This window comes from Micromonospora sp. NPDC005806 (assembly GCF_042871425.1).
Classification (GTDB): domain Bacteria; phylum Actinomycetota; class Actinomycetes; order Mycobacteriales; family Micromonosporaceae; genus Micromonospora.
Genome location: NZ_JBIAIL010000029.1, coordinates 12563 through 36751, shown reverse-complemented (window position 1 = coordinate 36751; position 24189 = coordinate 12563). Strand labels below are relative to the sequence as shown.

The window sequence follows — 24189 nt, the reverse complement described above, 5'->3', positions numbered from 1 at the left end:
AGGTGGATGACCGTGGCTAGGAGCGGATCCCGGACGGGTCTCTGGATCGGCGTGGCGGTGGTGGTGATCATCCTGGTGATCATCGCGATCGCGCTCGCCTCGCGCGGTGGCGGCGGTGGCGGTGGTGGTTACTGACGCCCGGGCCGGGCGTCGAGGCTGAAACCGGTATATAAAGTCGGCATGGCCGAGACCGAGAGTGCACCCGGAGCCCAGGAGTTCATCCCGCCGCAGGCGGACACCATCGACCAGCTACGCGCCGCCGCGGTCGGCTGCCAGGGCTGCGAGCTCTACCGCGAGGCCACGCAGACGGTCTTCGGTCGGGGCGACGAGAGCGCCCAGGTGGTCTTCGTCGGCGAGCAGCCCGGCGACATGGAGGACAAGCAGGGTCTGCCGTTCGTCGGTCCGGCCGGCCGGGTGCTGCGGCGGGCGGTCGACGATGCCCGAATTGATCCGAATCGGGTCTACATTACGAATGCCGTGAAGCACTTCAGGTTCGAGCTGCGCGGCAAGCGACGGATCCACCAGACGCCGGACCGGGTGCACATCACCGCCTGCCGGCCCTGGCTGGTCGCCGAGTTCGCCCGGCTCCGCCCGGAGATCGTGGTGGTGCTCGGCGCCACCGCCGCCAAGGCGCTGCTCGGCCCCACGTTCCGGGTGACCAAGCAGCGCGGCGAGCTGATGCCCTGGCCCGCCGCCGCCCAACGCCCCGAGGACTTCACCCGGGTGCCGGTCGACAGCGCCGGCAAGGTGGCCGACGCCCCGGAGGCCCGGCTCCTCGCCACCATCCACCCGTCGGCGGTGCTGCGGGCCGACAACCAGGACGTCGCGTACGAGGGCCTGGTCGCCGACCTCAAGGTGGCCGCCCGCGCCCTGCGGTGAAAGGAATGGCGCCCTGTCAACGCCTCCGGTGGAGCGGGGTTCCCTTCTCACACCTCGGCGGCGTCGCTCAGTCGCGGCCCTGCCAGGTGCAGAGGCAGACCCGGTTGCCGTCGGCGTCGGCGAGCACCCAGAAGTGCGGCGCCGCCTCGTCGCTGACCAGCGTGCCGCCGGCCGCCAGCGCGGCCTCGATGCGCGGCCGCACCTCCGCCGGGTCCACCCACACGTCCGGGTGCCAGCGCTGCCGGGGCTCCTCGCGGCCCGACTGCTGGAACCACACGGTGGGCAGCGTGCCGGCCCGGTCGCGCAGCTCGTCGCCGAACCCCGGTCCGGCGAGGTGCTCCGTCGCGAGCACCGCCCGCCAGAACGGCAGCACGGCGGCGAAGTCCGGGCTGTCCAGGGCGAGTTCGAGCCGGGACACGCCGGTGTGCGCCAGCGTCACCCCGGCGTCGGCGGCGATCGCGGAGATGGCCCGGGCCAGCCGGACGTCACGACCGGTGACCCCGCGCGCGTCGTGCGACCAGAGCCGGACGTCGACGTGGGTGTAGCGCAGGTCGAGGTCGGGATGGTGGTCCATCCGCTCGGCCTCCGCGCCGATGGCGTCCACGATCGACAGTCCGGTGGCGAAGTTCGGCGTCCCGATCCGGGTCTGCAGGCCACCCAGCAGGTACGTCCACCCGTCCAGGTGCTCGTCGGCGATCTGCCGGCCGGTGAGCGTGGTCATCCCGCCATCCTGGCGTACGCCGGCGTGATGGACCAGTGCGGCGGCGGCCGGGCCCTGCGGCACGGTCTGCCGGTTCCCGCCCCGGGGCCGTCAGAGGCGGCCGCCGCTGGCCGTGTCCGACACCCGCTGGGCGAGGTAGATCGGCACCACCGAGGCGACGATGAGCACGGCGGCCACCACGTTGATGACCGGCGCCTGGTTCGGCCGGAACAGGTTGCTGAAGATCCAGATCGGCAGGGTCTGCACGCCCGGGCCGGCCGTGAACGTGGTGACGATGATCTCGTCGAAGGAGAGCCCGAACGCCAGCAGCGCGCCGGCCAGCAGCGCCGAGCGCAGCACCGGGAAGGTGACGTACCGGAAGGTCTGCCACCCGTCGGCCCCCAGGTCGGCCGACGCCTCCTGGAGGTTGCCACCCGACCGCCGCAGCCGGGCCAGCACGTTGTTGTAGACCACCACGACGCAGAACGTGGCGTGGCCGACGATCACCGAGAACAGGCCCTTGCCGATGCCCAGCGGCGCCATCACCGAGCGGAAGGCGGTGTCCAGGGCGATGCCGGTGACGATGCCGGGCAGCGCGATCGGCAGTACGACCAGCAGCGACACCGTCTCCCGGCCGAAGAACCGGTACCGCTGCACGGCGAAGGCCACCAGCGAGCCGAGCAGCAGCGCGATGGCGGTGGCGCCCAGCCCCGCCTTGACCGACGTCCACAGCGCCTCCCGCGCGCCCGCGTTGTCCCACGCGCGCGCCCACCACTCGGTGGTCCAGTCCGGCGGCGGCCAGGTGAAGGTGCGGTCGGCGTTGAAGGAGTTGACCAGCACGATAGCCAGCGGCAGGTAGATGAAGGCCAGGCCGAGCGCCATCGCGCCGCGGAGCAGCCAGCGCGCCGACCGGGAGAGTGTCACAACTCCTCCAGAGCCCCGGAACGCCGGACGGCGACCAGGTAGACGACCATGATCAGGACCGGGATGGTGGCCAGCGCCGCGGCGAACGGCAGGTTGTTGGCCGCGCCGATGTTGGCGTAGACGAGGTTGCCGATGAGCTGCGTCTTGCCGCCGACGATCTGCACCGTGATGTAGTCGCCCAGCGAGAGCGAGAAGGTGAAGATCGAACCGGCGATCACCGACGGGACGACCACCGGCAGCACCACCCTCCGGAACGTCCGCCCCGCCCGGGCGCCCAGGTCGGCCGACGCCTCCAGCAGCGAGTCGGGCAGCCGCTCCAGGCCGGCGTAGATGGGCAGGATCATGTACGGCAGCCACAGGTAGGCCAGCACCAGCACGGTGGCGGTGAGCCCGTACCCGGGGCCGCTGCCCGGCCCGCCGAACAGCCAGTCCACCGGCCCGCCGTTGGCCAGCAGCACCCGCCACGCGTACGCCTTGACGAGGTAGCTGGCCCACAGCGGGGTGAGGATCGCCACCACCAGCCAGCGCCGGTGGCGGGGTCGGGCGACCTTCGCCATGTAGAACGCCATCGGCAGGGCGACGAGCGTGTCGATCGCGGTCACCGCCGCGGCCACGCCGACGCTGCGCAGCGCCACCGTCCGGTACACCTCGTCGGTGACGATGGTGCGGAAGTTGTCCAGGGTCGGCTGCCGGACGACCTCCCCGGTGAAGCCGTTGATCGTCCACAGCGATGAGACGAACAGCACGGCGAGCGCACCCAGGTACGCCACCACCAGCCAGAACAGCGGCACGGTGAGCAGGGCGGCGAGGCGGACCCGGGCATGCCGGTGCAGCCAGGCCGAGAGTCGGCGGACCGGCCCGCGGGCGACGACGGCGCCGCCCGCGGACCGGTCCAGCGTGGAGGTGGCCACCTCAGCCCTTGATCGTGGTCCAGGCCTGGGTCCAGGCCGCATAGTCCTTGCACTTCACGTCGGTCCGCCCGTCGAGGCACTGCGCCACCGGCGTGCTCCAGAACCAGACCTTCTCGAAGTACGCCTCGTCCTCGGCGTGGAACGTCGTGCAGTGGTTCTTGTCGGCGGTCTGCTGGCAGGAGAGCTTGTTGGCCGGCGCCTCACCGAACCACTCCGCCACCGCGGCGTTCGCCTTCGGGGAGATGATGTGGTCCATCCAGCGGTAGGCGCAGTTCGGGTGCTTCGACTTCGCCGAGATCATCCAGGTGTCGGACCAGCCGGTCGCCCCCTCCTCGGGCAGGATCGCCTCGACCGGCGCCTTGTCGGCCTGCGCCAGGTTGGCGATCACCTGCCAGGTGGTGCCCAGCACGGAGTTGCCGGTCTTGAAGGCCTGCACCTCCTTGGTGTAGTCCGACCAGTACTCGCCGATCGTCTCGTTCTGCTTCTTCAGCAGGTCCACGGCCGCGGTGAACTGCTTGTCGTCCAGCGCGTACGGGTTCTTGATGCCCAGCTCCGGCTGGTGCTTCATCAGGTACAGCGCCGCGTCGGCAAGGTAGATCGGCGAGTCGTACGCGGTGATCTTGCCCTGGTACGGCGAGTTCGCGTCGAACACCGCGCCCCAGGAGGTCGGGGCCGGCTTGACCACGTCCGTGCGGTACATCAGCAGGTTGGCGCCGCGCCCGTGCGGGATGCCGTAGGCCACCCCGTCCACCGAGTTCCACTGCTTCAGCTTGAGCCCGTCGAAGACGTCCTTGTAGTTGCTGACCAGGTCGGTGTTGACCGGCGCGACGTCGCCGCCGTAGATCAGCCGCAGCGAGGCGTCCCCCGAGGCGGAGACCACGTCGTAATCGCCGGTCTTCATCAGCGTCACCATCTCGTCCGAGGTGCCGGCGACCTTGACGTTGACCTGGCAGCCGGTCTGCTTCTCGAAGTCGGTGACCCAGTCCACCTTCGGGTCGGTGGAGCCGTCCTCGACGTACCCGGCCCAGGCGACGATGTTGACCTGTCCCTCGCCCGCGCCCAGCGACGCGAGCTTGTCGATCTTCGGCGGCTTGATGCCGCCGGGGCCGGAGCCGCCGGCGTTCGTGCCGCCGTCGCCGCAGCCGGCCAGGGCGAGCAGGCCGACCGCGGCGAGCGCGGTGAGGGTTCTACCGGTACGCATGTGCGCTCTCCTTCGCAAGGGGGGTCGGCACGACAGGGACGGGTACGGCCACGGCATGCTCGGTGCGCCAGGCCAGGCGGACCGGGGTACCGCGCAGCGCCGCCACGTCGGCCGAGGAGGTGGTCAGGTTCTGCTGCGTCACGACCAGCCGGGCGCCGGCGTCGAGGTCGACCACGAACCGGGTGGTCGCCCCGGCGTAGACGACCTCGGCCACCCGTCCGGTGGCCGACGTCTCCTCGTCGGTGGCGGTCGGGCCGTCGAGCCGGATCTTCTCCGGCCGGACCGAGAAGGTGCCGTCGCGGCCGAGCACCGCCCGGGCCGCGTCGCCACTGAGCAGGTTGGACGTGCCGACGAAGCCGGCGACGAACGGGGAGGCGGGCCGCTCGTAGACCTCGGCGGGCGTCCCCACCTGGGCGATCCGGCCGTTGTCGAAGACCGCCACCCGGTCGCTCATGGTGAGCGCCTCCTCCTGGTCGTGGGTGACGAAGACGAAGGTGATGCCGACCTCCCGCTGCAGCGCCTTCAACTCGACCTGCATCTGCTCGCGCAGCTTCAGGTCCAGCGCGCCGAGCGGCTCGTCGAGCAGGAGCACCTTCGGCCGGACGACCAGGGCGCGGGCGAGGGCGACCCGCTGGCGTTGTCCGCCGGAGAGCGCGGCCGGTCGCCGGTCGGCGAGGCCGTCGAGCCGTACGCCGCGCAGCGCCTCGTCCGCCCGCGCGCGGCGCTCGGCCCGGCCCACCTTGCGCACCCGCAGTCCGTACTCGACGTTCTGCCGCACGGTCAGGTGCGGGAACAGCGCGTAGTCCTGGAACACGGTGTTGACGTCCCGCTCGAACGGGGCCAACCGGGTGACGTCGCGACCGCCGAGCAGGACCGTCCCGGCGGTCGGCGACTCGAATCCGGCGATCATGCGGAGCACGGTGGTCTTGCCCGAGCCGGATGGCCCGAGCATGGCGAAGAACTCGCCGTCGGCGATCTCCAGATCGACGCCGGCCACCGCCTCCACCGCGCCGAACGACTTGCGCAGGCCGCGCAGGGCGACCGCGGGGGTGGCGGGCCCGGCTGACATGGGCGCTCCTCAGTCCTACGGTTAACGTTGCGGCAGCGGACCAAGGTCCACGGAAATCGTGCCGTGAGAATAAAGGTGCAACGGATAGCGTCGTCAAGACCCGACGGCCGTCCGGCTCTTCCCGACCACCGATCGGGCAGGCACACTCATCGCCATGGAGCAGCATCTCTACCAGCCCGTTCACCAAGAGTTCCGGGACCTGTGCCGCGAGTTCCTGGCCCGGGAGGCCGTGCCGTACCACGCGCGGTGGGAGGCCGACGGGATCGTCGACCGGGAGGTGTGGCGCAAGGCCGGCGCCGCCGGGCTGCTCGGCATGGATGTCGACGAGGAGCACGGCGGCGGCGGACAGCACGACTTCCGGTTCAACGCGGTGCTCGACGAGGAGATCATCGCGGCGGGCTGCTCGGGCCTTGGTTTCGGCCTGCACAACGACGTGGTGGCGCCGTACCTGACCGAGCTGACCACCGACGACCAGCGCAAGCGTTGGCTGCCGGGCTTCTGCTCGGGCGACCTGGTCACCGCCATCGCGATGAGCGAGCCGGGGGCCGGCAGCGACCTGGCGGGGATCCGCACCACCGCGGTGCGCGACGGCGACTCCTATGTGCTCAACGGCCAGAAGACGTTCATCACCAACGGCGAGCTGGCCGACCTCGTGGTGGTGGTCGTGCGGACCGCGCCGGACCAGGGCGCGCACGGGGTGAGCCTGGTCGTGGTGGAGACCGGCACCCCGGGCTTCACCCGGGGGCGGCGGTTGGCGAAGGTGGGGCTGAAGGCCAACGACACCGCCGAGCTGTTCTTCGACGACTGCCGGGTGCCGGCGGAGAACCTGATCGGCACCGAGAACCACGGCTTCTACCACCTGATGGCCAACCTGCCCCGGGAGCGGCTGAGCATCGCCGTCGCCGCGGTGGCGGCGGCGGAGAAACTGCTCGCGCTCACCCTCGACTACGCCCGCTCCCGCGAGGCGTTCGGCCGGCCGATCGGGAAGTTCCAGCACAACCGGTTCCTCCTGGCCGAGCTGGACACCGAGGTCACCATCGCGCGGACCTTCGTCAACCACTGCGTCGCCGAGTACAACGCGGGCCGGCTGTCGGTGACCGACGCGGCGAAGGCCAAGTGGTGGACCACCGAGCTGCAGAACAAGGTCGCCGACCGCTGCCTCCAGCTGCACGGCGGCTACGGCTTCATGCTCGAGTACCCGGTGGCGAAGGCCTGGCTGGACGGCCGGGTGCAGACCATCTACGGCGGCACCACCGAGATCATGAAGGAGATCATCGGCCGGGGTCTCGGCCTGTAGCAGAGCCGGGTGGAGCCGGCCCGGTCCGGTGCGCAAGGATGGGTCGCCCCTTACCGAGGAGAAGCCCATGGCCATCGACCTCACCGCGCCGGCCCTGACCCGGCCCGACGTCGCGCCGATCCAGCGGCGGACGCTGCGCCTGCTCTTCGTGACCCAGATCATCGGCGGCATCGGGGTCACCATCGGCGTCGCCGTGGGCGCGCTGCTCGCCGAACGGATCGCCGGTACCGCCGCCGTGGCCGGCCTCGCGCAGAGCGCCGCCGTGGTCGGCGCGGCGCTGCTGGCCGTCCCGGTCACCCGGATCATGGCCGGTCGCGGCCGTCGGCCGGGCCTGGCGGTGGCGTACCTGGCCGGGGCGGCCGGGGGCGTGCTGGTGGTGCTCGCCGCGGTCACCCGGTGGGTGCCGCTGCTCTTCCTCGGCATGCTGCTCTTCGGCGGCGGCACCGCGGCCAACCTCCAGGCCCGGTACACCGCCGTCGACCTCGCCGAACCGGCCCGCCGGGGGCGGCAGCTCTCGCTGATCGTCTGGGCCACCACCATCGGCGCGGTGGCGGCGCCGAACTTCGCCGCGCTCGCCGACCACACCACCAACGGCTGGGGCCTGCCGCCGCTGGCCGGCCCGTTCGCGTTCAGTGCGGCCGCGTTCGTGCTGGCCGCGGTCGTCCTGCTGAGCCTGCTGCGACCCGACCCGCTGCTCACCGCGCGCCGCCTGGCGGCGGCCGACGCGCCGGTCGCCGCGCCGGTCAAGGTCGCCGCCCGACGCGCCGGGATGCTCGCCGCCTGGCGGGTGGTACGCGAGCGGCCCGCCGCCCGCCTCGGCATCGCGGCCGTGGCGGTGGGCCACGTGGTGATGGTCGCGGTGATGTCGATGACCCCGGTCCGGCTCGGCGAGTTCCACCAGGACGCCGACGTGCTGCGAGTGGTCGGCATCGTGCTGAGCCTGCACATCGCCGGCATGTACGCGCTCTCGCCGGTGGTGGGCTGGCTGACCGACCGGCTCGGCCGGCGGGCGGTGATCCTCGGTGGGGTCGCGGTGCTGTTGGCCGCCTGCGCGGTCGCCGGCACGGCCGGACACCACACGCCGGGACTCTCCGCCGGTCTGACGCTGCTCGGGCTGGGCTGGTCGGGCACCATGGTGGCCGGTTCCACGCTGCTGTCGGAGTCGGTGCCCGCCGCGGTCCGGCCGGCCGTGCAGGGGTTCTCCGACCTGACCATGGGGCTGGCCGGCGCGGGCGCCGCGGCGCTCAGCGGGTTTGTCATGCGGGTGGCCGGTTATCCCACGCTCACCCTGCTCGCGGCGATCGCGACGGTGCCCCTGGTGGCGCTAGCGTTGCGCCCGGTGCCCACCGGGGCGCCCGACAAGGAGGACTGATCACGTGCGGCTGACCGACTTCTGGGCGCGGCTGGCGGAGGCGTTCGGCCCGGGCTACGCGGCCAGCATCGCCAGCGACCAGGTGCTGTCCCAGCTCGGTGGGCGGACCATCGAGCAGGCCCTCGCGGCGGGTGAGGAGACCCACGTGGTGTGGCGGGCGGTGGTCGCCGCGTATCCCGACCGGGTGCCCGCGCGGCTTCGCTGAGCAGCCCTTCTTCTCGGTTCCGCGTGTCGCTTGCCGAGTCGTACACCTGTTCGGCTATTGTCCACAGCGGGGTGCTCGTCCACAGCTCGCGGCCCGTCGGCTGGTTTTCTGTCGGACCCAGCGCCTAGCGTGTCCCGCGTGACGCGAAGCTCAGGTAAGACGCCGGCGAAGGCAGGGGTGGCAACGATGGCGGCAGGGCCGGACCGGGAGAAGGCGCTAGACCTTGCTCTCGCTCAGATCGACAAGCAGTTCGGCAAGGGTTCGGTGATGCGGCTGGGGGAACGGCCGGTCGTGCAGACCGCCGTCATCCCGACCAGCTCCATCGCGCTCGACGTGGCGCTCGGCGTGGGCGGCCTGCCCCGCGGCCGGGTCGTCGAGATCTATGGTCCCGAGTCCAGCGGTAAGACCACGGTCGCCCTGCACGCGGTGGCCAACGCGCAGCGGGCCGGCGGCATCGCCGCCTTCATCGACGCCGAGCACGCGCTCGACCCGGAGTACGCGAAGGCCCTCGGCGTCGACACCGACGCCCTGCTGGTCTCCCAGCCGGACACCGGCGAGCAGGCGCTGGAGATCGCCGACATGCTGGTCCGCTCCGGCGCGATCGACATCATCGTGATCGACTCGGTCGCGGCCCTGGTGCCGCGCGCCGAGATCGAGGGCGAGATGGGCGACAGTCACGTGGGTCTGCAGGCGCGGCTGATGAGCCAGGCGCTCCGCAAGATCACCGGTGTGCTCAACAACACCGGCACCACCGCGATCTTCATCAACCAGCTTCGCGAGAAGATCGGCGTGATGTTCGGCAGCCCGGAGACCACCACCGGTGGTCGGGCGCTGAAGTTCTACGCCTCGGTCCGGCTCGACGTGCGCCGCATCGAGAGCCTCAAGGACGGCACCGACGTGGTCGGTAACCGCACCCGGGTCAAGGTCGTGAAGAACAAGGTCGCCGCGCCGTTCAAGCAGGCCGAGTTCGACATCATGTACGGCAAGGGCATCTCCCGCGAGGGCTCGCTGATCGACGTCGGCGTGGAGCAGGCGATCATCCGCAAGTCCGGCGCCTGGTACACCTACGACGGCGACCAGCTCGGCCAGGGCAAGGAGAAGGCCCGCGAGTTCCTCCGGGAGAACCCGGACGTGGCCGCCGAGATCGAGAAGAAGATCCTGGAGAAGCTCGGCGTCGGGGTCGGCGTGGGCGACGCCGCCGGTGGCCCGGAGCTGCCGCCGGTCGACTTCTGATCCGCTGACCCGTGGCAGGACGACGTGCCCGGACGGGGCGCGGCTGGGATGCCAGCCCGCCCCGCACGGGTGACGCCACCACGCCGCGGCCCCGCCGGGGCCGCCGGGGCCGCGCCGAAGAGCCCGATCCCGAGGCGACTCCCGCCCCGCCCCGGGACGAGGCCGAGGTGGCCCGGGAGATCTGCCTGCGGCAGCTCGCGGTCCGGCCGCGGACCCGGGCCGAGCTGGCCGGTGCCCTCGCCAAGCGGGGCATCTCCGAGGAGGTAGCCGCCGGAGTCCTCGACCGGTACGACGAGGTCGGCATCATCGACGACGCCGCCTTCGCCCGGGCCTGGGTCACCAGCCGGCACGCCGGTCGGGGGCTGGCCCGGCGGGCGCTCGCCAACGAGCTGCGCCAGCGCGGCGTCGACGGTGAGGTGGCCGGCGAGGCCCTCGGCGAGCTTGACGAGGAGACCGAGGCGGAGACCGCCCGGGTCCTGGTCGAGCGGAAGCTGCGGTCGGCCCGGGGCGAGCCCGACGCGGTGTTCCGTCGCCTCGTCGCCATGCTGGCCCGCAAGGGCTACCCGCCCGGTGTGGCGATCCGGGCGGTGAAGGACGCCCTCGCCGCGCAGAGCGCCGAGGCGGCCGAGTTCGCCGAGCACATCGACGCCGACGCCCTCGCCGACGCCGAGAACGACCTCGACCGCGACCCCCGCCCCCTCGACTGACCCTGCCCTCGCGGCCCGGCAACCGGGCGCGCCCTACCCGCCCATTCGCACAACTTCCCGGAAAGCGCTGCCTCCCGACGCGCCGAGGCAGCACTTTCCGGGAAGTTGTCGGCTCGCCGGGACGGGCGAGCCCGCGGGTGGCGTGTGTGGGTGGGGCGAGGGGGTCTGAGCAGGGTGGGAGGGTGACGGATGGGGGCGTGGACTGCGGAGTTTGTCCGGCGGTGTCCGGCATCTGATCAGCGCTGGGTGATGCCGCAACTTCTCTCCGTCCGGGTGGTTTGATCATGACTTCTTGACCGGAGGGCCTCTCGCGACCTAGCCTCGCCATACAGGCTCACTTTGCCCGACCAACGCAGGCTAAGCGCACAACATAGATCTCGTAACAGAACAGCATCACTTTGGCCAGCGTCACCGGCCTTTGACGGCAGCTCCGGACGCCCGGTCCGGAGCCGGCCGACAACTGCAACCGGTCGTCGGCGATGCCCCCGTCGGGGGCACCGCTGACGGAAGCTACCCACGGCCAGCCGCTCCGGTCGGGCGTCCAGAGCCGTAGGCGCGTGCCCAGCGGCACGCTGCCTGCGGCGCCGACGTTCAGGGGAGGCGGCCATGGCGGGGCGGCACAGGTTCACCGGCGGTCCTCGGTGCGTCGCCGGCCGCTCCTCGCCCGGCGGCGGTCCGGAACGGGTGCGGGGAGCGGCGGCATGAGCGCCATCGAGGTGGTCCTCCTCGTGGCGGTGCTGCTCCTCGCCGTCGTGGTGGTCGGCGCGGTCCTGTTCGGGGCCCGCATCCTGCGCCGGATCAGCCTCGCGCCCGCCCCCGAGGACCCGGCCTTCATCGCCGAGAAGGACCGGCAGGAGCAGTCCCTGGCGGCCCTGCGCAGCGCCGCCGACGAAGCGAACAGCACCATCGACGTGGCGAAGTCGGCCGCTGCGGCGGCCCGCACCGAGGCGGCCGCCGCCAAGGCCGAGGCGAAGGCGGCCCGGGCCGAGGCCCGGCGGGTCCTCGACGACGCCCGCGCCGAGGCCGACACCGTGCTGGAACGGGCGCACAAGCAGGCCGAGGCGGACGCCGAGCAGCTCCGCGCCGCCGCCCGGCGCAGCGGCGAGCGGGAGGTGGCGGTGCTCGCCGCGACCACCCGCGAGCAGGCCGCGGAGGTGGAGCGGCGGGCCGCCCGGATGGACGAGCGGGAGCGGCTGCACACCGAGGAGGTGGAGCGGCTCGCCGAGCGGGAGCGGCAGCTCACCGCCGCCAGCGCCGCCCTCGCCGCCCGGGAGACCGCGCTGGTCGAGCGGGAGCGGGCCCTCACCGAGGCGGAGGAACAGCGTCGCCGCGAGCTGGAGCGGGTGGCCGGGCTGACCGCCGAGGCGGCCCGGGTCGAGTTGGTCGAGTCGATCGAGGGTCAGGCGAAGCGGGAGGCTGCGCTGCTGGTCCGGGACATCGAGGCGGACGCCCGCAGCACCGCCGAGCAGCGGGCCCGGCACGTCGTGGTGGACGCCATCCAGCGGGTCGCCAGCGAGCAGACCGCGGAGAGCGTGGTGAGCGTCCTGCACCTGCCCGGCGACGAGATGAAGGGGCGGATCATCGGCCGGGAGGGGCGCAACATCCGCGCCTTCGAGTCGGTCACCGGGGTCAACCTGATCATCGACGACACCCCCGAGGCGGTGCTGCTCTCCTGCTTCGACCCGGTACGCCGCGAGGTCGGCCGGCTCACCCTGGAGAAGCTGGTGCTCGACGGGCGGATCCATCCGCACCGGATCGAGGAGGTCTACGACCTGGCCCGGCACGAGGTCGAGGAGCTCTGCCACCGGGCCGCCGAGGACGCGCTGGTGGAGGTGGGGATCACCGAGATCCACCCGGAGTTGGTCACCCTGCTCGGCCGGCTGCGCTACCGGACGTCGTACGGGCAGAACGTGCTCAAGCACCTGGTGGAGACCGCGCACATCGCCGGCATCATGGCCGCCGAGCTGCGGCTGGACGTGCCGACCATCAAGCGCTGCGCGTTCCTGCACGACATCGGCAAGGCGCTCACCCACGAGGTGGAGGGGAGCCACGCCATCATCGGCGCCGACCTGGCCCGCAAGTACGGCGAGAGCGAGGACGTCGTCCACGCCATCGAGGCGCACCACAACGAGGTGCCGCCGCAGACCATCGAGGCGGTCCTCACCCAGGCCTCCGACGCCTGCTCCGGGGGCCGGCCGGGGGCGCGGCGGGAGAGCCTGGAGGCGTACGTCAAGCGGCTGGAGCGGATCGAGGAGATCGCGGCCGGCAAGCTCGGCGTGGAGAAGGTCTTCGCCATGCAGGCAGGTCGCGAGATCCGGGTGATGGTCAAGCCGGAGGACGTCGACGACATCGGCGCCGCGGTGCTGGCCCGGGACGTGGCCAAGCAGATCGAGGAGGAGCTGACCTACCCCGGTCAGATCCGGGTGACCGTGGTCCGCGAGTCCCGGGTCACCGAGATCGCCCGCTGAGGGACCGTACAGACGCCGACGGGCGGGTGGGGGAGACCCCACCCGCCCGTCGTGTCGTGGTCAGATCAGGGCCGAGGCGTCCCGGCCGATGTCCTGTGCCGGCAGCACCGTCGCGGCGGTGCGGGGCAGCCGGGTCAGCCGGCGCTGCAGCCACCAGGCCAGGATGGAGAGCAGACCGCAGATTGAGATGTAGATGGCCGCGACGATCAGGTACGTCGGAACGTACGGCAGCCCGAACGGCAGCCGGCCACCGATCTGCTTGCCGACGAAGAGCAGTTCCGGGTACGTGATGATGAAGCCCAGCGCGGTGTCCTTGAGCAGCACCACGAGCTGGCTCACGATGGCCGGGAGCATCGACCGGAACGCCTGCGGCAGCAGGATCAGCCGCAGCACCTGGTTCTTGCGCAACCCGATGGCGTACGCGCCCTCGGACTGCCCGTACGGCACCGCGTTGATGCCGGCCCGGAAGATCTCCGCCAGCACCGATCCGTTGTACAGGGTGAGGCCGATGACCAGCGCCCACAGCTTGTCGATCGACCAGCCGTACTGCAGCGGCACGTAGTAGCCGAAGAAGATCAGGATCAGCAGCGGGATGGCCCGGAACAGCTCCACCACGAAGGTGGCCGGGGCGCGCAGGATCCACCGGTCGGAGAGCCGGGCGCCGGCGAAGACCGCGCCGAACAGCAGCGCCAGCACGGTGGCGATGCCGGCGGCCTTGAGCGTCGCCCAGAGGCCGATGAGCAGCTCGCGCTGCACCGAGGAGTATTGGAACTGCTCCCACTTGCGGGCCTCGAACTGGCCGGTCTGGTCGAACTTGTAGCCGATGAACGCGACCAGCGCGGCGATCGCGGCGATCGAGACGATGCCGAGGATCCGGTTGCGCAGCCGGGCCCGCGGCCCGGGCAGGTCGTACAGGACGCTTCCACTGCTCATCGGGCCACCGCCCACTTGCGCTCGAGGAACCGCTGGAGCACCACCAGCGGGAGGATCAGGATCAGGAAGCCGATCGCGATCCAGGTGAGCACGACGAACTGCGGCTCACCCCGTTCGGCCATGTACGCCGGGATCGCGCCCGCCTCCAGCACCGAGAAGCCGGCGGCGATCGTGGTGTTCTTCAGCATGGCGATGAAGACGCTCATCATCGGCGGCACCATCGCCCGCAGCGCCTGCGGCAGCACGATCAGCGTCAGCACCTGGCCGAAGGTCATGCCCAGCGCGCGGGCGGCCTCGGCCTGACCGGTCGCCACCGTGTTCACGCCGGAGCGGACCACCTCGCAGACGAAGGCCGCGGTGTAGACGGTCAGCGCGATGAAGGCGCTGGGGAAGTAGTCGATGTTCACGTCCAGCTTCGGCACCGCGAAGACGAGGAACGCGAAGACCAGGGTCAGCGGGGTGTTGCGGACGATGTTGACGTACGCGGCGCCGAACGCCCGCAGCGCGGGCACCGGGGAGACCCGCATCGCGCCGAGCAGCGTACCGAGGACGAGGCTGCCGACCGCTGCGATCAGGAAGAGCTTGACGGTGTTCGTGAACCCGTCGAGGAACACCTGCTGGTTGTCCGTCAGGACGCGGAAGAACTCGCCCATGCCTCGCTCTCACTCTCGGGACGGGGACCGGGCGGGGAGCAAGCTCCCCGCCCGGTCTGGCGTCGGAACGTCAGTACCGCTCGAGCTGCGGCGGGGTCGCCGAGGAGCCGGACTTGCCGAGCGTGCCGTCGTAGATCTTCTGCCAGGTGCCGTCCTTGAACGCCGCGTCGATCTGGTCGTTGACGTAGTCGCGCAGCGCCTTGTCGTCCTTGGGCAGGCCGATGCCGTACTTCTCGGTGCTGAACGGCTGGCCGACGACCTTCAGCTCGTCCGGGTTCTGCGCCGCGTAGCCCTTGAGGATGGCGTCGTCGGTGGTCACCGCGTCGACCTTCTTGTCGAGCAGCTGCGAGACGCACTCGGAGTAGGTCTTGAACTCGACGATGTTGTTCGGCTCGGTCAGGCCCTCGTCCCGCACCCGCTGGATCGGGGTGGAGCCGGTGGCCGAGCAGACCTTCTTGCCCTTGAGGCCGTCCTTGCCGGTGATGGACGAGTCGTCCTTGCGCACCAGCAGGTCCTGGCCGGCGACGAAGTACGGGCCGGCGAAGGAGACGTCGTTCTTGCGCTTGTCGGTGATCGAGTAGGTGCCGACGTAGTAGTCGATCTCGCCACCCTTGATCGCGGTCTCCCGGTTGGCGGAGGCGATCTCCTTGTACTCGATCTTCGCCGGGTCGACGCCGAGCGTGCTGGCGACGTACTGGGCGATCTCGATGTCGAAGCCGCAGCGCTTGCCCTGGGCGTCCTTGTAGCCGAGGTTCGGCTGGTCGAACTTGACGCCGACGGTGACCTTGCCGCCGCTCTTGATCTTCTGGAAGGTCGAGCTGCCGGCGACGTTGGCGTCCGTCTTCGGGGTGAAGGTCACGCCCGAGCTCTTGCAGTCGTCCGACTGCGCGGCACCGCTGGCGCCGCCGCCGCTCGGGGTCGGGTTCCCCTCCTTGCCGCACGCGGCGGCCGACAGGGCGAGCGAGGCCATCATGGCGACCGCCGCCACGCGCTTGTAACGCATATTCATCTCCTTCTTCGACGAAGCCGCCGGGGGACGGCGCGCTCCACTACGGACGCTCAGTGCGTGAGAATCTTGGAGAGGAAGTCCTTCGCCCGCTCGCTGCGCGGGTTCGCGAAGAACTCGGCCGGCGGCGCGTCCTCGACGAGCCTGCCGTCGGCCATGAAGATCACCCGGTTGGCCGCGTGTCGGGCGAAGCCCATCTCGTGGGTGACCACGACCATGGTCATGCCGTCGCGGGCCAGCGAGGTCATCACGTCCAGCACCTCACCGACCATCTCCGGGTCGAGCGCGCTGGTCGGCTCGTCGAAGAGCATCGCCTTGGGCTGCATGGCCAGCGCGCGGGCGATGGCCGCCCGCTGCTGCTGGCCGCCGGAGAGCTGCGCCGGGTACTTGTCGGCCTGGTTGGCGATGCCGACCCGGTCCAGCAGGGCCAGGCCTCGCTCGCGGGCGGCCGCCGGCTTCTCCTTGCGGACCTTCACCGGGCCGAGGGTGACGTTCTCCAGGATGGTCTTGTGCGCGAAGAGGTTGAACGACTGGAAGACCATGCCGACCTCGCTGCGCAGCTTGGCGAGGGGCTTGCCCTCGGCGGGCAGCGGGGTGCCGTCGAAGGTGATGGTGCCGGAGTTGATCGGCTCCAGCCGGTTGATCGTGCGGCAGAGCGTCGACTTGCCGGAACCCGAGGGGCCGATCACCACGACCACCTCACCCCTGCCGACGGAGAGCGAGACGTCGTCGAGCACGTGCAGCGGGCCGAACCACTTGTTGACCCCGTCCAGCACGATGAGCGGTTCGCCCGTCGTCACGTCGTCCACCGTCCCTGTCGTTGGTCGCGGAAGCGGGGTCGGTCGACCCCCGGTTGGGCCACTGTAGGCGGCGTCATGTGGCAGAACGCAACTCGAATGGTCACGGAGCGGTAACACCGGTCCCCGGGGTGCCGGGGCGTCCGAATTCCGTCACGATCCGGCCCGTCCGGGTGGCGGGCCCGGTGCTTTGCGGAGATCATGTGGGGATGACCGACCGGCTCCGGCTGACCGATTACGCCCGCGGCGGGGGCTGCGCCTGCAAAATCCCACCCGGCGAGCTGGAGGCCATGGTGGCCGGGCTCGGCCCGGCCACCGGCGCGGCCGATCTGCTGGTCGGGCTGGAGCACGGCGACGACGCCGCGGTCGTCCGGCTGGACGAGCGGACCGGGCTGGTCAGCACCGCCGACTTCTTCACCCCGGTGGTCGACGACGCGTACGACTGGGGCCGGATCGCCGCGGCCAACGCGCTCTCCGACGTGTACGCCATGGGTGGCACCCCGCTCGTCGCGCTCAACCTGCTCTGCTGGCCCCGGGACGTGCTGCCGCTGGAGCTGGCCCGGGAGGTGCTGCGCGGCGGCCAGGACGTGGCCCGGGAGGCCGGCTGCCACCTGGCCGGCGGGCACAGCGTGGACGACGACGGCCCGAAGTACGGCCTGGCCGTGACCGGTGTGGTCCGTCCGGAGGAGCTGATCACCCTCGACGCCGGCCGGGCCGGCCTGCCCCTGTCGCTGACCAAGCCGCTCGGCGTCGGGGTCCTGAACGCCCGGCACAAGCGAACCGGGGAGCGGTTCCCGGAGGCGGTCGCCTCGATGACCCGGCTCAACCGGGACGCGGCCCGTGCCGCGGTCGCCGCCGGCCTCCGCTGCGGCACCGACGTCACCGGCTTCGGGCTGCTCGGGCACGCCTCGAAGCTGGCCCGGGCCAGCCGGCTCACCGTCGCCGTCGACGCGGCGGCCGTGCCGTACCTGCCGGGGGCCCGGGAGGCGCTGCGCGACGGGTACGTCAGCGGCGGCACCCGGCGCAACCTCGACTGGGTGACCCCGTGGACGGACTTCAGCCGCGTCGACGAGGGGGAGCGGCTGCTGCTGGCCGACGCGCAGACCTCCGGTGGGCTGCTGGTCGCCGGCGAGGTGCCGGGCGGCACGGTGATCGGCGAGCTGCTGCCGCCGAGCGACCACCTGGTGCGGGTCCGCTGACCGTCAGGTCGCGCTCGCGAATCCGGCACGGCCCCGGTGATTCCCGCCGTGAGCGCGGCACCATACCCGATAAACTGTCATCTTCCCGCTACTCTGGGCAACATCAGCCGGAACAATTTTGCCCGGAATGGTCACAGACCGGTAACTTGCTCCCGGCTGAGGTCATATGCACCCCACCATCGTCAGTAAGGCCCGATCCGGAGGCCGGTGGGACGAGCACAGCGAGGAGGCGGCATGACCGAGCTGTGGAACTGGAGAATCGACGGTGCGGCGCCGGTGGAGGTCTACCCGGCGCTGGCCGAGGCGCTCGGCCGGGTGGTGATGCCCCTCGCCGTCGCCGACCCGGCCCGACTCCCCACGTACGCGGTGATCTGCGACGTCTGGGAGGCGCCCGGGGCGTACGGCACGATGGTCGACTGTTACGGGGTGCCCGAGGGCCTGCCCGAGCTGCCCAGCCTCGCGGCGCTGGCCCGGCTGCTGGACCGCAACTGCCTGATGGGCGACGACACCCTCGACGCCGGGCGGCACCTGCTGGTCGCGCCGGACGGCACGATCCGCCCGGTGCACTTCGACGTCGCCGAGACCGACGAGGGCGAGATGCTCAGCGGGCAGCGGCTCTGCACCCTGGCCCACCCCGGCTGCCGAGGCTGGTCGCAGTGCCACCGCTCGCGCTGGGCGCCCGACTCGGTCGCCCCGGCCCTCGCCGCCGCCTGACCGGCAGCGGCGCGGGCCGCCGGCCGGGTCAGGCCCGGGCCGCCGGCTGCTGACCGCGGACCACGAGCTGGTCCAGCAGCGTCGCGGTGGCGGCGGCCACCGCGTCCACCGCGGCGTCGAACGCGGCGGCGTTGTGGGCGGCCGGGGTACGGAACCCGGAGATCTTCCGGACGTACTGCAGCGCGGCCGCCCGGATGTCCTCCTCGGTGACCACCGGGACGTACGGCTCACGCAGGGTCTTGATGCTCCGGCACACGGCTCCTCCTCGTTCGTTCCGACCAGCTCGTCCCGGATACGCTGTCCGGGTCATGACTACCGCAGCCGCGGGCAGCCCGCGCACCTATCAGGTGCGCACGTACGGCTGCCAGATGAACGTGCACGACTCCGAGCGCATCTCCGGCCTGCTCGAACAGGCCGGCTACGTGCGCGCCGCCGAGGCCGACGATAACCCCGACGTGGTGGTGTTCAACACCTGCGCCGTCCGGGAGAACGCCGACAACCGGCTCTACGGCAACCTGGGTCATCTGCGCCCGGTGAAGGACAAGCACCCCGGGATGCAGATCGCGGTCGGCGGCTGCCTGGCCCAGAAGGACCGCGGCGAGATCGTCCGCAAGGCCCCCTGGGTGGACGTGGTGTTCGGCACGCACAACATCGGCTCGCTGCCGGTGCTGCTGGAGCGGGCCCGGCACAACGCCGCCGCCGAGGTGGAGATCCTCGAGTCCCTCGACGTGTTCCCCTCCACGCTGCCGACCCGGCGCGAGTCGACGTACGCCGGCTGGGTGTCGATCTCCGTCGGCTGCAACAACACCTGCACGTTCTGCATCGTGCCGTCCCTGCGCGGCAAGGAGAAGGACCGCCGCCCCGGCGACATCCTCTCCGAGGTGCGCGCCCTGGTCGACGAGGGCGTGCTGGAGGTGACCCTGCTCGGGCAGAACGTCAACTCCTACGGTGTCGAGTTCGGCGACCGGTACGCCTTCGGCAAGCTGCTGCGCGCCTGCGGCGACATCGAGGGGCTGGAGCGGGTCCGGTTCACCAGCCCGCACCCGAAGGACTTCACCGACGACGTGATCGCCGCGATGGCCGAGACGCCGAACGTCTGCCACTCGCTGCACATGCCGCTGCAGTCCGGCTCCGACGACGTGCTGCGGGCGATGCGCCGCTCGTACCGGTCGGAGAAGTACCTGGGGATCATCGAGAAGGTCCGGGCGGCGATGCCGGGCGCGGCGATCACCACCGACATCATCGTCGGCTTCCCCGGTGAGACCGATGCCGACTTCGACCAGACCCTCGACGTGGTCCGCGCGGCCCGGTTCTCCTCGGCGTTCACCTTCCAGTACTCCAAGCGCCCCGGCACCCCGGCCGCGACGATGGACGGCCAGCTCCCCAAGCAGGTCGTACAGGAGCGCTACGAGCGGCTGATCGCCACGGTCGAGGAGATCACCTGGGCGGAGAACCGGAAGCTGGTCGGCGAGACCGTCGAGGTGCTGGTCGCCGTCGGCGAGGGCCGCAAGGACGAGCGCACCGGCCGGATGTCCGGCCGGGCCCGGGACGGCCGCCTGGTCCACTTCGACGCGGGCAGCCTGGCCGGGCAGGTCCGCCCCGGCGACATCGTGCACACCACCGTCACGTACGCCGCCCCGCACCACCTCAACGCCGACGGCGAGCCGCGGTCGCACCGGCGCACCCGGGCCGGTGACGCCGCCGAGGCGGGGCGGGCGCCGCGTACCCCCGGGGTGCTGCTCGGGCTGCCCACCATCGGTGCGCCGGCCGCGGCGCCCGCGCCCGCCGGCGGCTGCGCCACCTGCTGAATGAGGAAGGGGCCCTTGTCAACGCCTGGCGTTGACAAGGGCCCCTTCCTTTCAGGTCAGCTGGCCTGCTCGGCCAGCTGGAGGAACTGCCGCTTGGAGGCGAGCGCCTGCTCGGCCTCCTTGATCCGCCGGGCGTCACCGGCGGCCTGGGCCCGGGTGAGCCGCTCCTCGGCCTCGGCGACCTGCGCCCGCATCTGGGCGAGCAGCGGGCTGTCCTCCTTGGTGGTGCGCCGCCACGCCGAGTCCATGACCTCGCGGACCTTGTCGTCCACGACGCGCAGCCGGCGCTCCAGCCCGGCGGCGGCCTCGCGGGGCACCCGGCCGGCCTCGTGCCACTGCGCCTGGATGTCCCGCAGCTTCGCCTGGGCGCCCTTCGGGTCGCCGTCGACGTCGAGGGCCTCGGCCTCGGCCAGCAGGGCCTGCTTGCGCTCCAGGTTGGCGCGCTGCTCGTTGTCCCGCGCCGAGAAGACCTCGCTGCGCCGGCTGAAGAACGCGTCCTGCGCCGCCCGGAACCGCTCCCAGAGCTTCTGCTCGGCCTCCTTGGACGCCCGCGGGGCGGCCTTCCACTGGGCCATCAGGTCCTTGAGCTGGTTGGCGGTGACGCCCCAGTCGGTGGAGTCCTTCAGCTTCTCGGCCTCGACGACCAGCTCCTCCTTGACCGACTGCGCCTGCTTGCGCTGCTGGTCCAGGGAGGCGAAGTGGGCGCCCCGGCGGCGGGTGAACGAGTCGCGGGCGGCGGCGAACCGCTTCCACAGCTCACCGTCGGTCTTCTTGTCGACGCCGCGGATGGTCTTCCACTCGTCGAGGATCTCCTTGAGCCGGTCTCCGGCGGTCTTCCAGCCGGTCGACTCGGCGGCCAGCTTCTCCGCCTCCTCCACCAGGGCGGTCTTGCGGGCCAGGGCCTCGCCGCGGGCGGCGTCCCGGGCCGCCTTGGCCTCGCCGGCCTTCTCCTCGGCCACGCCGGCCAGCTTGTCCAGGCGCGCGGCCAGCGCGTCGATGTCCCCGACCACGTGCGCCTCGGCCAGCGAGGCGCGGATCCGCCGGATCGTGGTCAGCGAGTGGCCGGCGTCCGCCGCGCCCGAGTTGAGCCGGGCCTCGGTCAGGTCCACCTCCGTCACCAGGTCGGCGAACCGCCGGGCGAAGTGGGCCAGCCCCTCCTCCGGAGCCCCCGCCTGCCAAGATCCGACCACCCGCTCGCCCTCGGCGGTCTTGACGTAGACGGTGCCGTCCTCGTCCACCCGTCCGAAGGCAGTCCAGTCGCTCATGTGCCCATCCTCGTTCTCCCGGCGTCGACGGGACTGCCCCCTCGATCGCCGCCACGGCGCAGCAAAGTACTCCCGGGCATTGTCACAGGTCCGACCCGGTCCGTGTCGAGCGCCTGTCGTCGACCGTGACCATACGGTGTCGTAGCGCCTCGATGACCGGATCGGCGCGGGAACGCACCCGGCGAGCCGGATAGGTTGAACGGGTGCCTCTGGTCGCCGCCGCCGTCTGCCCCCATCCGCCCCTGCTCGTACCCGAACTGGCCGGCGCCGCCGCGCCGGAGCTGGACGATCTCGGCGCCGCCGCCGACGCGGCCGTGGCCCGGCTGCTCGCCGCCGACCCCGGGGTGATCCTGCTGCTCGGCGCCGGGCCGGAGACGGAGCGATTCGGCACCGCCGACTACGGATCGCTGCTGCCCTTTGGGTTGCACCATTATGTCCGGATCTGGCACACCAACTGCGCGGGTGTCGAGGCCCTGCCGCTGAGCCTGACCATCGGCGCCTGGCTGGTGAACCGGTCCGGCACCGAGCTGCCGCGGCTGGCCCGGGCGGTGGCCGCCGACGCCTCCCCGGCCGACTGCGCCGCCCTCGGCGCGGACCTGGTCGCCGAGACGGACGGGCGGGTCGCGCTGCTGGTGCTGGGGGATGGGTCGGCCTGCCGGGGCGTCAAGGCGCCCGGCTACGACGACCCGCGCGCGCCCGCGTACGACGAGAGGGTGGCCCTGGCCCTGGCCGACGCGGACGCCGAGGCCCTGCTCGGCCTGGACCCCGTGCTGTCGGCGGAGCTGAAGGTGGCTGGGCGGGCCCCGTGGCAGGTGCTGGCCGGCGCGGTCCGCGCGGCGGGCGGCGACTGGCGCGGCGAGCTCAGCTACCACCAGGCCCCCTACGGCGTTTCCTATTTCGTGGCGAACTGGGCCTGCGCATGACCGGCACGGTGATCGCCGTGGTCGGGCCGACCGCGGCGGGGAAGTCGGCGCTGAGCATCGCCCTCGCGCACGCCCTCGACGGCGAGGTGGTCAACGCCGACTCGATGCAGCTCTACCGGGGCATGGACATCGGCACCGCCAAACTGACCCCGGCCGAGCGGGAGGGTGTGCCGCACCACCTGCTCGACATCTGGGCGGTGACTGAGCCGGCCAGCGTCGCCGAGTACCAGAAGGTGGCCCGCGCGGCGGTCGACGGCATCCTGGCCCGGGGCCGGGTGCCGCTGCTGGTCGGCGGCTCCGGGCTCTACGTGCGCGCGGTGCTGGAGCAGTTCGAGTTCCCCGGCACCGACCCGGCGGTGCGGGAGCGGCTGGAGGCGGAACTGGCCGCGACCGGCCCGGCCCCGCTGTACGCCCGACTCAGGGCGGCCGACCCGCTGGCGGCGGCCGGCATCCTGCCGACCAACGGGCGGCGGATCGTCCGGGCCCTGGAGGTGATCGAGCTGACCGGAGCGCCGTTCACCGCCTCGCTGCCCGAGCCGACGCCGTACTACCCGTCGGTGCAGCTCGGCGTGGACCTGGACACCGCGCTGCTGGACGAGCGGATCGCGCTGCGGGTGGACCGGATGTGGGCCGACGGCCTGGTCGCCGAGACGCAGACCCTGGTCGGCCGCGGCCTGCCCGGGGGGCGTACGGCCAGCCGGGCGCTCGGCTACCAGCAGGTGCTGCGCTTCCTGGCCGGGGAGCTGACCGAGGTCGAGGCGCACGACGAGACGATCCGGGCCACCCGGCGGTTCGTCCGCCGCCAGCGGTCCTGGTTCCGGCGCGACCCGCGGATCCACTGGCTGGACTCGTCCGCGCCGGACCTTGTCCCGACCGCGCTGCGGACGGTTGCCGCGAATCGGGAATGATGGGGGCGTGGAGTTCACCAAGGGCCACGGCACCGGCAACGACTTCGTCATCCTGCCCGACCCGGACGGCGCGCTCGGCCTGACGCCCGGCCTGGTCGCCGCGCTCTGTGACCGGCGTCGCGGGATCGGCGGAGACGGCGTGCTGCGCGTGGTGCGGGCCGCCAAGCACCCGGAGGGCGCCGCCTTGGCCGGCGAGGCCGAGTGGTTCATGGACTACTGGAACTCCGACGGCTCGTTCGCCGAGATGTGCGGCAACGGCGCCCGGGTCTTCGTCCGCTACCTGCTGGAGACCGGTCTGGCCACCCCGTCCGGCGCGGCGCTGCCGTTGGCCACCCGGGCCGGCGTCGTGCGCGCGCGGGTCGAGGGGGAGGCCGTCGCCGTCGAGATGCGCCGGCCCAGGCTGTACGACACGGCCACCGCGACCATCGGCGGACTGACCCTGACCGGCGCAGCGGTGGACGTCGGCAATCCGCACCTGGTCTGCGCCCTCCCCGCCGGGCTGGAACTGGCCGGCCTGGACCTCACCCGGGCACCCGACGTCGACCCGTCCGCCTTCCCGGCCGGGGTGAACGTCGAGTTCACCGCCCCGGGCGAGCCGGTGGACGGCACCGACGGGCACGTGCTGATGCGGGTCTACGAGCGGGGCTCCGCCGAGACGCTCTCCTGCGGCACCGGCGCCTGCGCGGTGGCCGCGGCGGCCCTGCGGGACGCCGGCCTGGACACCGGCTCGATGACGGTGGACGTCCCCGGCGGCCGCCTCACGGTGACGGTCACCGAGGACTCCTGCTGGCTCTCCGGCCCGGCGGTCCTGGTCGCCACCGGCGAGATCACCCTCCCCGCCCTCCTGCCCTGACCACCCGGCCGCGCCTCGCCTTGCGGGCCGGGCGGGTCGCGGCTGCGGACGGCACAAGACTCTTCACCGATATGCCGCTGAGACATAAATATGTCTCAGCGGCATATCGCTTTCAGGGCCTGTAAGGGGGTGGCCGCGACGCGCGAGGCCAGCGGGCACCAGGA

25 protein-coding genes are annotated in these 24189 nt (G+C 72.1%); 14 read left to right on the top strand and 11 right to left on the bottom strand.

The window, feature by feature from the left end:
• Positions 1-12: 12 nt before the first annotated feature.
• Together ACFYOS_RS25680 and ACFYOS_RS25675 are read left to right on the top strand one after the other, a co-directional pair.
• Entirely contained in the window at positions 13-135 is a 123-nt protein-coding gene (locus ACFYOS_RS25680; RefSeq protein WP_387146589.1) for a hypothetical protein, read from the top strand.
• Positions 136-180: 45 nt separating this feature from the next.
• Entirely contained in the window at positions 181-879 is a 699-nt protein-coding gene (locus ACFYOS_RS25675) for a UdgX family uracil-DNA binding protein (protein WP_387146586.1), read from the top strand.
• A gap of 67 nt (positions 880-946) precedes the next feature.
• On the opposite strand, the gene ACFYOS_RS25670 is transcribed toward ACFYOS_RS25675, so the two are convergent.
• The 5 genes from ACFYOS_RS25670 to ACFYOS_RS25650 form a co-directional block, all read right to left on the bottom strand.
• Complete coding sequence (locus ACFYOS_RS25670; RefSeq protein ID WP_387146583.1) at positions 947-1600, bottom strand: 4a-hydroxytetrahydrobiopterin dehydratase; 654 nt, start codon at positions 1598-1600, stop codon at positions 947-949.
• Between the two features lie 90 nt (positions 1601-1690).
• Positions 1691-2503, bottom strand: coding sequence for an ABC transporter permease (locus tag ACFYOS_RS25665; RefSeq protein ID WP_387146580.1), 813 nt, complete (start codon positions 2501-2503; stop codon positions 1691-1693).
• A complete protein-coding gene (locus tag ACFYOS_RS25660; RefSeq protein ID WP_387146577.1) occupies positions 2500-3414 on the bottom strand; it encodes an ABC transporter permease in 915 nt (304 codons plus the stop codon). The genes ACFYOS_RS25665 and ACFYOS_RS25660 overlap by 4 nt, the downstream gene beginning before the upstream one ends.
• A gap of 1 nt (position 3415) precedes the next feature.
• Entirely contained in the window at positions 3416-4615 is a 1200-nt protein-coding gene (locus ACFYOS_RS25655; protein ID WP_387146575.1) for an ABC transporter substrate-binding protein, read from the bottom strand.
• Positions 4602-5684 (bottom strand): ABC transporter ATP-binding protein, encoded by a 1083-nt coding sequence (locus tag ACFYOS_RS25650; RefSeq protein WP_387146572.1) that lies wholly within the window; start codon positions 5682-5684, stop codon positions 4602-4604. Before ACFYOS_RS25650 ends, ACFYOS_RS25655 begins: the two co-directional genes overlap by 14 nt.
• A gap of 154 nt (positions 5685-5838) precedes the next feature.
• Between ACFYOS_RS25650 and ACFYOS_RS25645 the strand changes: the two genes are divergently transcribed.
• The 6 genes from ACFYOS_RS25645 to rny all read left to right on the top strand — a co-directional run bounded on the left by ACFYOS_RS25645 (position 5839) and on the right by rny (position 12966).
• Positions 5839-6981 (top strand): acyl-CoA dehydrogenase family protein, encoded by a 1143-nt coding sequence (locus ACFYOS_RS25645; protein ID WP_387146569.1) that lies wholly within the window; start codon positions 5839-5841, stop codon positions 6979-6981.
• 67 nt (positions 6982-7048) lie between these two features.
• Positions 7049-8353 carry an MFS transporter gene (locus ACFYOS_RS25640; protein ID WP_387146567.1) on the top strand — a complete coding sequence of 435 codons (1305 nt, stop codon included), beginning with the start codon at positions 7049-7051 and terminating at the stop codon, positions 8351-8353.
• Positions 8354-8357: 4 nt separating this feature from the next.
• Positions 8358-8558, top strand: a complete 201-nt coding sequence (locus ACFYOS_RS25635; RefSeq protein WP_387146564.1) for a DUF3046 domain-containing protein — start codon at positions 8358-8360, stop codon at positions 8556-8558.
• Between the two features lie 186 nt (positions 8559-8744).
• A complete protein-coding gene (recA, locus tag ACFYOS_RS25630) occupies positions 8745-9791 on the top strand; it encodes a recombinase RecA (RefSeq protein ID WP_302767404.1) in 1047 nt (348 codons plus the stop codon).
• A gap of 11 nt (positions 9792-9802) precedes the next feature.
• Positions 9803-10498, top strand: a complete 696-nt coding sequence (locus tag ACFYOS_RS25625; protein WP_387146561.1) for a regulatory protein RecX — start codon at positions 9803-9805, stop codon at positions 10496-10498.
• Between the two features lie 701 nt (positions 10499-11199).
• A complete protein-coding gene (gene rny / locus ACFYOS_RS25620; protein WP_387146558.1) occupies positions 11200-12966 on the top strand; it encodes a ribonuclease Y in 1767 nt (588 codons plus the stop codon).
• Positions 12967-13026: 60 nt separating this feature from the next.
• Here the strand turns inward: rny and ACFYOS_RS25615 are convergent, their stop codons facing one another.
• The 4 genes from ACFYOS_RS25615 to ACFYOS_RS25600 form a co-directional block, all read right to left on the bottom strand.
• A complete protein-coding gene (locus ACFYOS_RS25615) occupies positions 13027-13899 on the bottom strand; it encodes an amino acid ABC transporter permease (protein ID WP_387146555.1) in 873 nt (290 codons plus the stop codon).
• Positions 13896-14552: an amino acid ABC transporter permease gene (locus ACFYOS_RS25610; RefSeq protein ID WP_387146553.1), complete on the bottom strand. Its 657-nt coding sequence runs from the start codon at positions 14550-14552 to the stop codon at positions 13896-13898. The genes ACFYOS_RS25615 and ACFYOS_RS25610 overlap by 4 nt, the downstream gene beginning before the upstream one ends.
• 70 nt (positions 14553-14622) lie before the next feature.
• Entirely contained in the window at positions 14623-15555 is a 933-nt protein-coding gene (locus ACFYOS_RS25605; protein ID WP_387146550.1) for a glutamate ABC transporter substrate-binding protein, read from the bottom strand.
• Positions 15556-15611: 56 nt separating this feature from the next.
• On the bottom strand, positions 15612-16367 hold the full coding sequence (locus tag ACFYOS_RS25600) for an amino acid ABC transporter ATP-binding protein (RefSeq protein WP_387146547.1): 756 nt from the start codon (positions 16365-16367) through the stop codon (positions 15612-15614).
• A 197-nt stretch (positions 16368-16564) separates the two neighbouring features.
• Here ACFYOS_RS25600 and selD point away from each other — a divergent pair, with 197 nt between their 5' ends.
• Both selD and ACFYOS_RS25590 read left to right on the top strand, forming a co-directional pair.
• On the top strand, positions 16565-17554 hold the full coding sequence (gene selD / locus ACFYOS_RS25595; RefSeq protein ID WP_387146544.1) for a selenide, water dikinase SelD: 990 nt from the start codon (positions 16565-16567) through the stop codon (positions 17552-17554).
• Between the two features lie 234 nt (positions 17555-17788).
• The gene (locus tag ACFYOS_RS25590) at positions 17789-18268 is read left to right on the top strand and encodes a hypothetical protein (RefSeq protein WP_387146541.1); all 480 of its coding nucleotides are present in this window, start codon (positions 17789-17791) and stop codon (positions 18266-18268) included.
• 28 nt (positions 18269-18296) lie between these two features.
• On the opposite strand, the gene ACFYOS_RS25585 is transcribed toward ACFYOS_RS25590, so the two are convergent.
• Positions 18297-18524, bottom strand: coding sequence for a DUF2277 family protein (locus tag ACFYOS_RS25585; RefSeq protein WP_387146539.1), 228 nt, complete (start codon positions 18522-18524; stop codon positions 18297-18299).
• Between the two features lie 52 nt (positions 18525-18576).
• Between ACFYOS_RS25585 and miaB the strand changes: the two genes are divergently transcribed.
• Positions 18577-20076 (top strand): tRNA (N6-isopentenyl adenosine(37)-C2)-methylthiotransferase MiaB, encoded by a 1500-nt coding sequence (gene miaB / locus ACFYOS_RS25580; protein WP_387146536.1) that lies wholly within the window; start codon positions 18577-18579, stop codon positions 20074-20076.
• A gap of 56 nt (positions 20077-20132) precedes the next feature.
• On the opposite strand, the gene ACFYOS_RS25575 is transcribed toward miaB, so the two are convergent.
• Complete coding sequence (locus ACFYOS_RS25575) at positions 20133-21341, bottom strand: DUF349 domain-containing protein (protein ID WP_387146533.1); 1209 nt, start codon at positions 21339-21341, stop codon at positions 20133-20135.
• A 203-nt stretch (positions 21342-21544) separates the two neighbouring features.
• Between ACFYOS_RS25575 and ACFYOS_RS25570 the strand changes: the two genes are divergently transcribed.
• Genes ACFYOS_RS25570 through dapF form a run of 3 tightly spaced genes read left to right on the top strand, consistent with a single transcriptional unit; the run spans position 21545 to position 24025 of the window.
• Positions 21545-22264 (top strand): hypothetical protein, encoded by a 720-nt coding sequence (locus ACFYOS_RS25570; RefSeq protein ID WP_387146530.1) that lies wholly within the window; start codon positions 21545-21547, stop codon positions 22262-22264.
• Positions 22261-23172, top strand: coding sequence for a tRNA (adenosine(37)-N6)-dimethylallyltransferase MiaA (gene miaA, locus ACFYOS_RS25565; protein WP_387146527.1), 912 nt, complete (start codon positions 22261-22263; stop codon positions 23170-23172). The genes ACFYOS_RS25570 and miaA overlap by 4 nt, the downstream gene beginning before the upstream one ends.
• A gap of 7 nt (positions 23173-23179) precedes the next feature.
• A complete protein-coding gene (dapF, locus tag ACFYOS_RS25560; protein ID WP_387146524.1) occupies positions 23180-24025 on the top strand; it encodes a diaminopimelate epimerase in 846 nt (281 codons plus the stop codon).
• Positions 24026-24189 lie beyond the last annotated feature (164 nt).

Bases quoted from the DNA above. Each gene is read 5' to 3' on its own strand.
- ACFYOS_RS25575 (WP_387146533.1), bottom strand. From the start codon at position 21,341: ATGAGCGACTGGACTGCCTTCGGACGGGTGGACGAGGACGGCACCGTC.
- ACFYOS_RS25670 (WP_387146583.1), bottom strand. From the start codon at position 1,600: ATGACCACGCTCACCGGCCGGCAGATCGCCGACGAGCACCTGGACGGG.
- ACFYOS_RS25640 (WP_387146567.1), top strand. From the start codon at position 7,049: ATGGCCATCGACCTCACCGCGCCGGCCCTGACCCGGCCCGACGTCGCG.
- ACFYOS_RS25650 (WP_387146572.1), bottom strand. From the start codon at position 5,684: ATGTCAGCCGGGCCCGCCACCCCCGCGGTCGCCCTGCGCGGCCTGCGC.
- miaA (WP_387146527.1), top strand. From the start codon at position 22,261: ATGACCGGCACGGTGATCGCCGTGGTCGGGCCGACCGCGGCGGGGAAG.
- ACFYOS_RS25605 (WP_387146550.1), bottom strand. From the start codon at position 15,555: ATGCGTTACAAGCGCGTGGCGGCGGTCGCCATGATGGCCTCGCTCGCC.
- ACFYOS_RS25610 (WP_387146553.1), bottom strand. From the start codon at position 14,552: ATGGGCGAGTTCTTCCGCGTCCTGACGGACAACCAGCAGGTGTTCCTC.
- ACFYOS_RS25590 (WP_387146541.1), top strand. From the start codon at position 17,789: ATGACCGAGCTGTGGAACTGGAGAATCGACGGTGCGGCGCCGGTGGAG.
- ACFYOS_RS25675 (WP_387146586.1), top strand. From the start codon at position 181: ATGGCCGAGACCGAGAGTGCACCCGGAGCCCAGGAGTTCATCCCGCCG.
- selD (WP_387146544.1), top strand. From the start codon at position 16,565: ATGACCGACCGGCTCCGGCTGACCGATTACGCCCGCGGCGGGGGCTGC.
- ACFYOS_RS25615 (WP_387146555.1), bottom strand. From the start codon at position 13,899: ATGAGCAGTGGAAGCGTCCTGTACGACCTGCCCGGGCCGCGGGCCCGG.
- recA (WP_302767404.1), top strand. From the start codon at position 8,745: ATGGCGGCAGGGCCGGACCGGGAGAAGGCGCTAGACCTTGCTCTCGCT.
- rny (WP_387146558.1), top strand. From the start codon at position 11,200: ATGAGCGCCATCGAGGTGGTCCTCCTCGTGGCGGTGCTGCTCCTCGCC.
- ACFYOS_RS25645 (WP_387146569.1), top strand. From the start codon at position 5,839: ATGGAGCAGCATCTCTACCAGCCCGTTCACCAAGAGTTCCGGGACCTG.
- miaB (WP_387146536.1), top strand. From the start codon at position 18,577: ATGACTACCGCAGCCGCGGGCAGCCCGCGCACCTATCAGGTGCGCACG.
- ACFYOS_RS25655 (WP_387146575.1), bottom strand. From the start codon at position 4,615: ATGCGTACCGGTAGAACCCTCACCGCGCTCGCCGCGGTCGGCCTGCTC.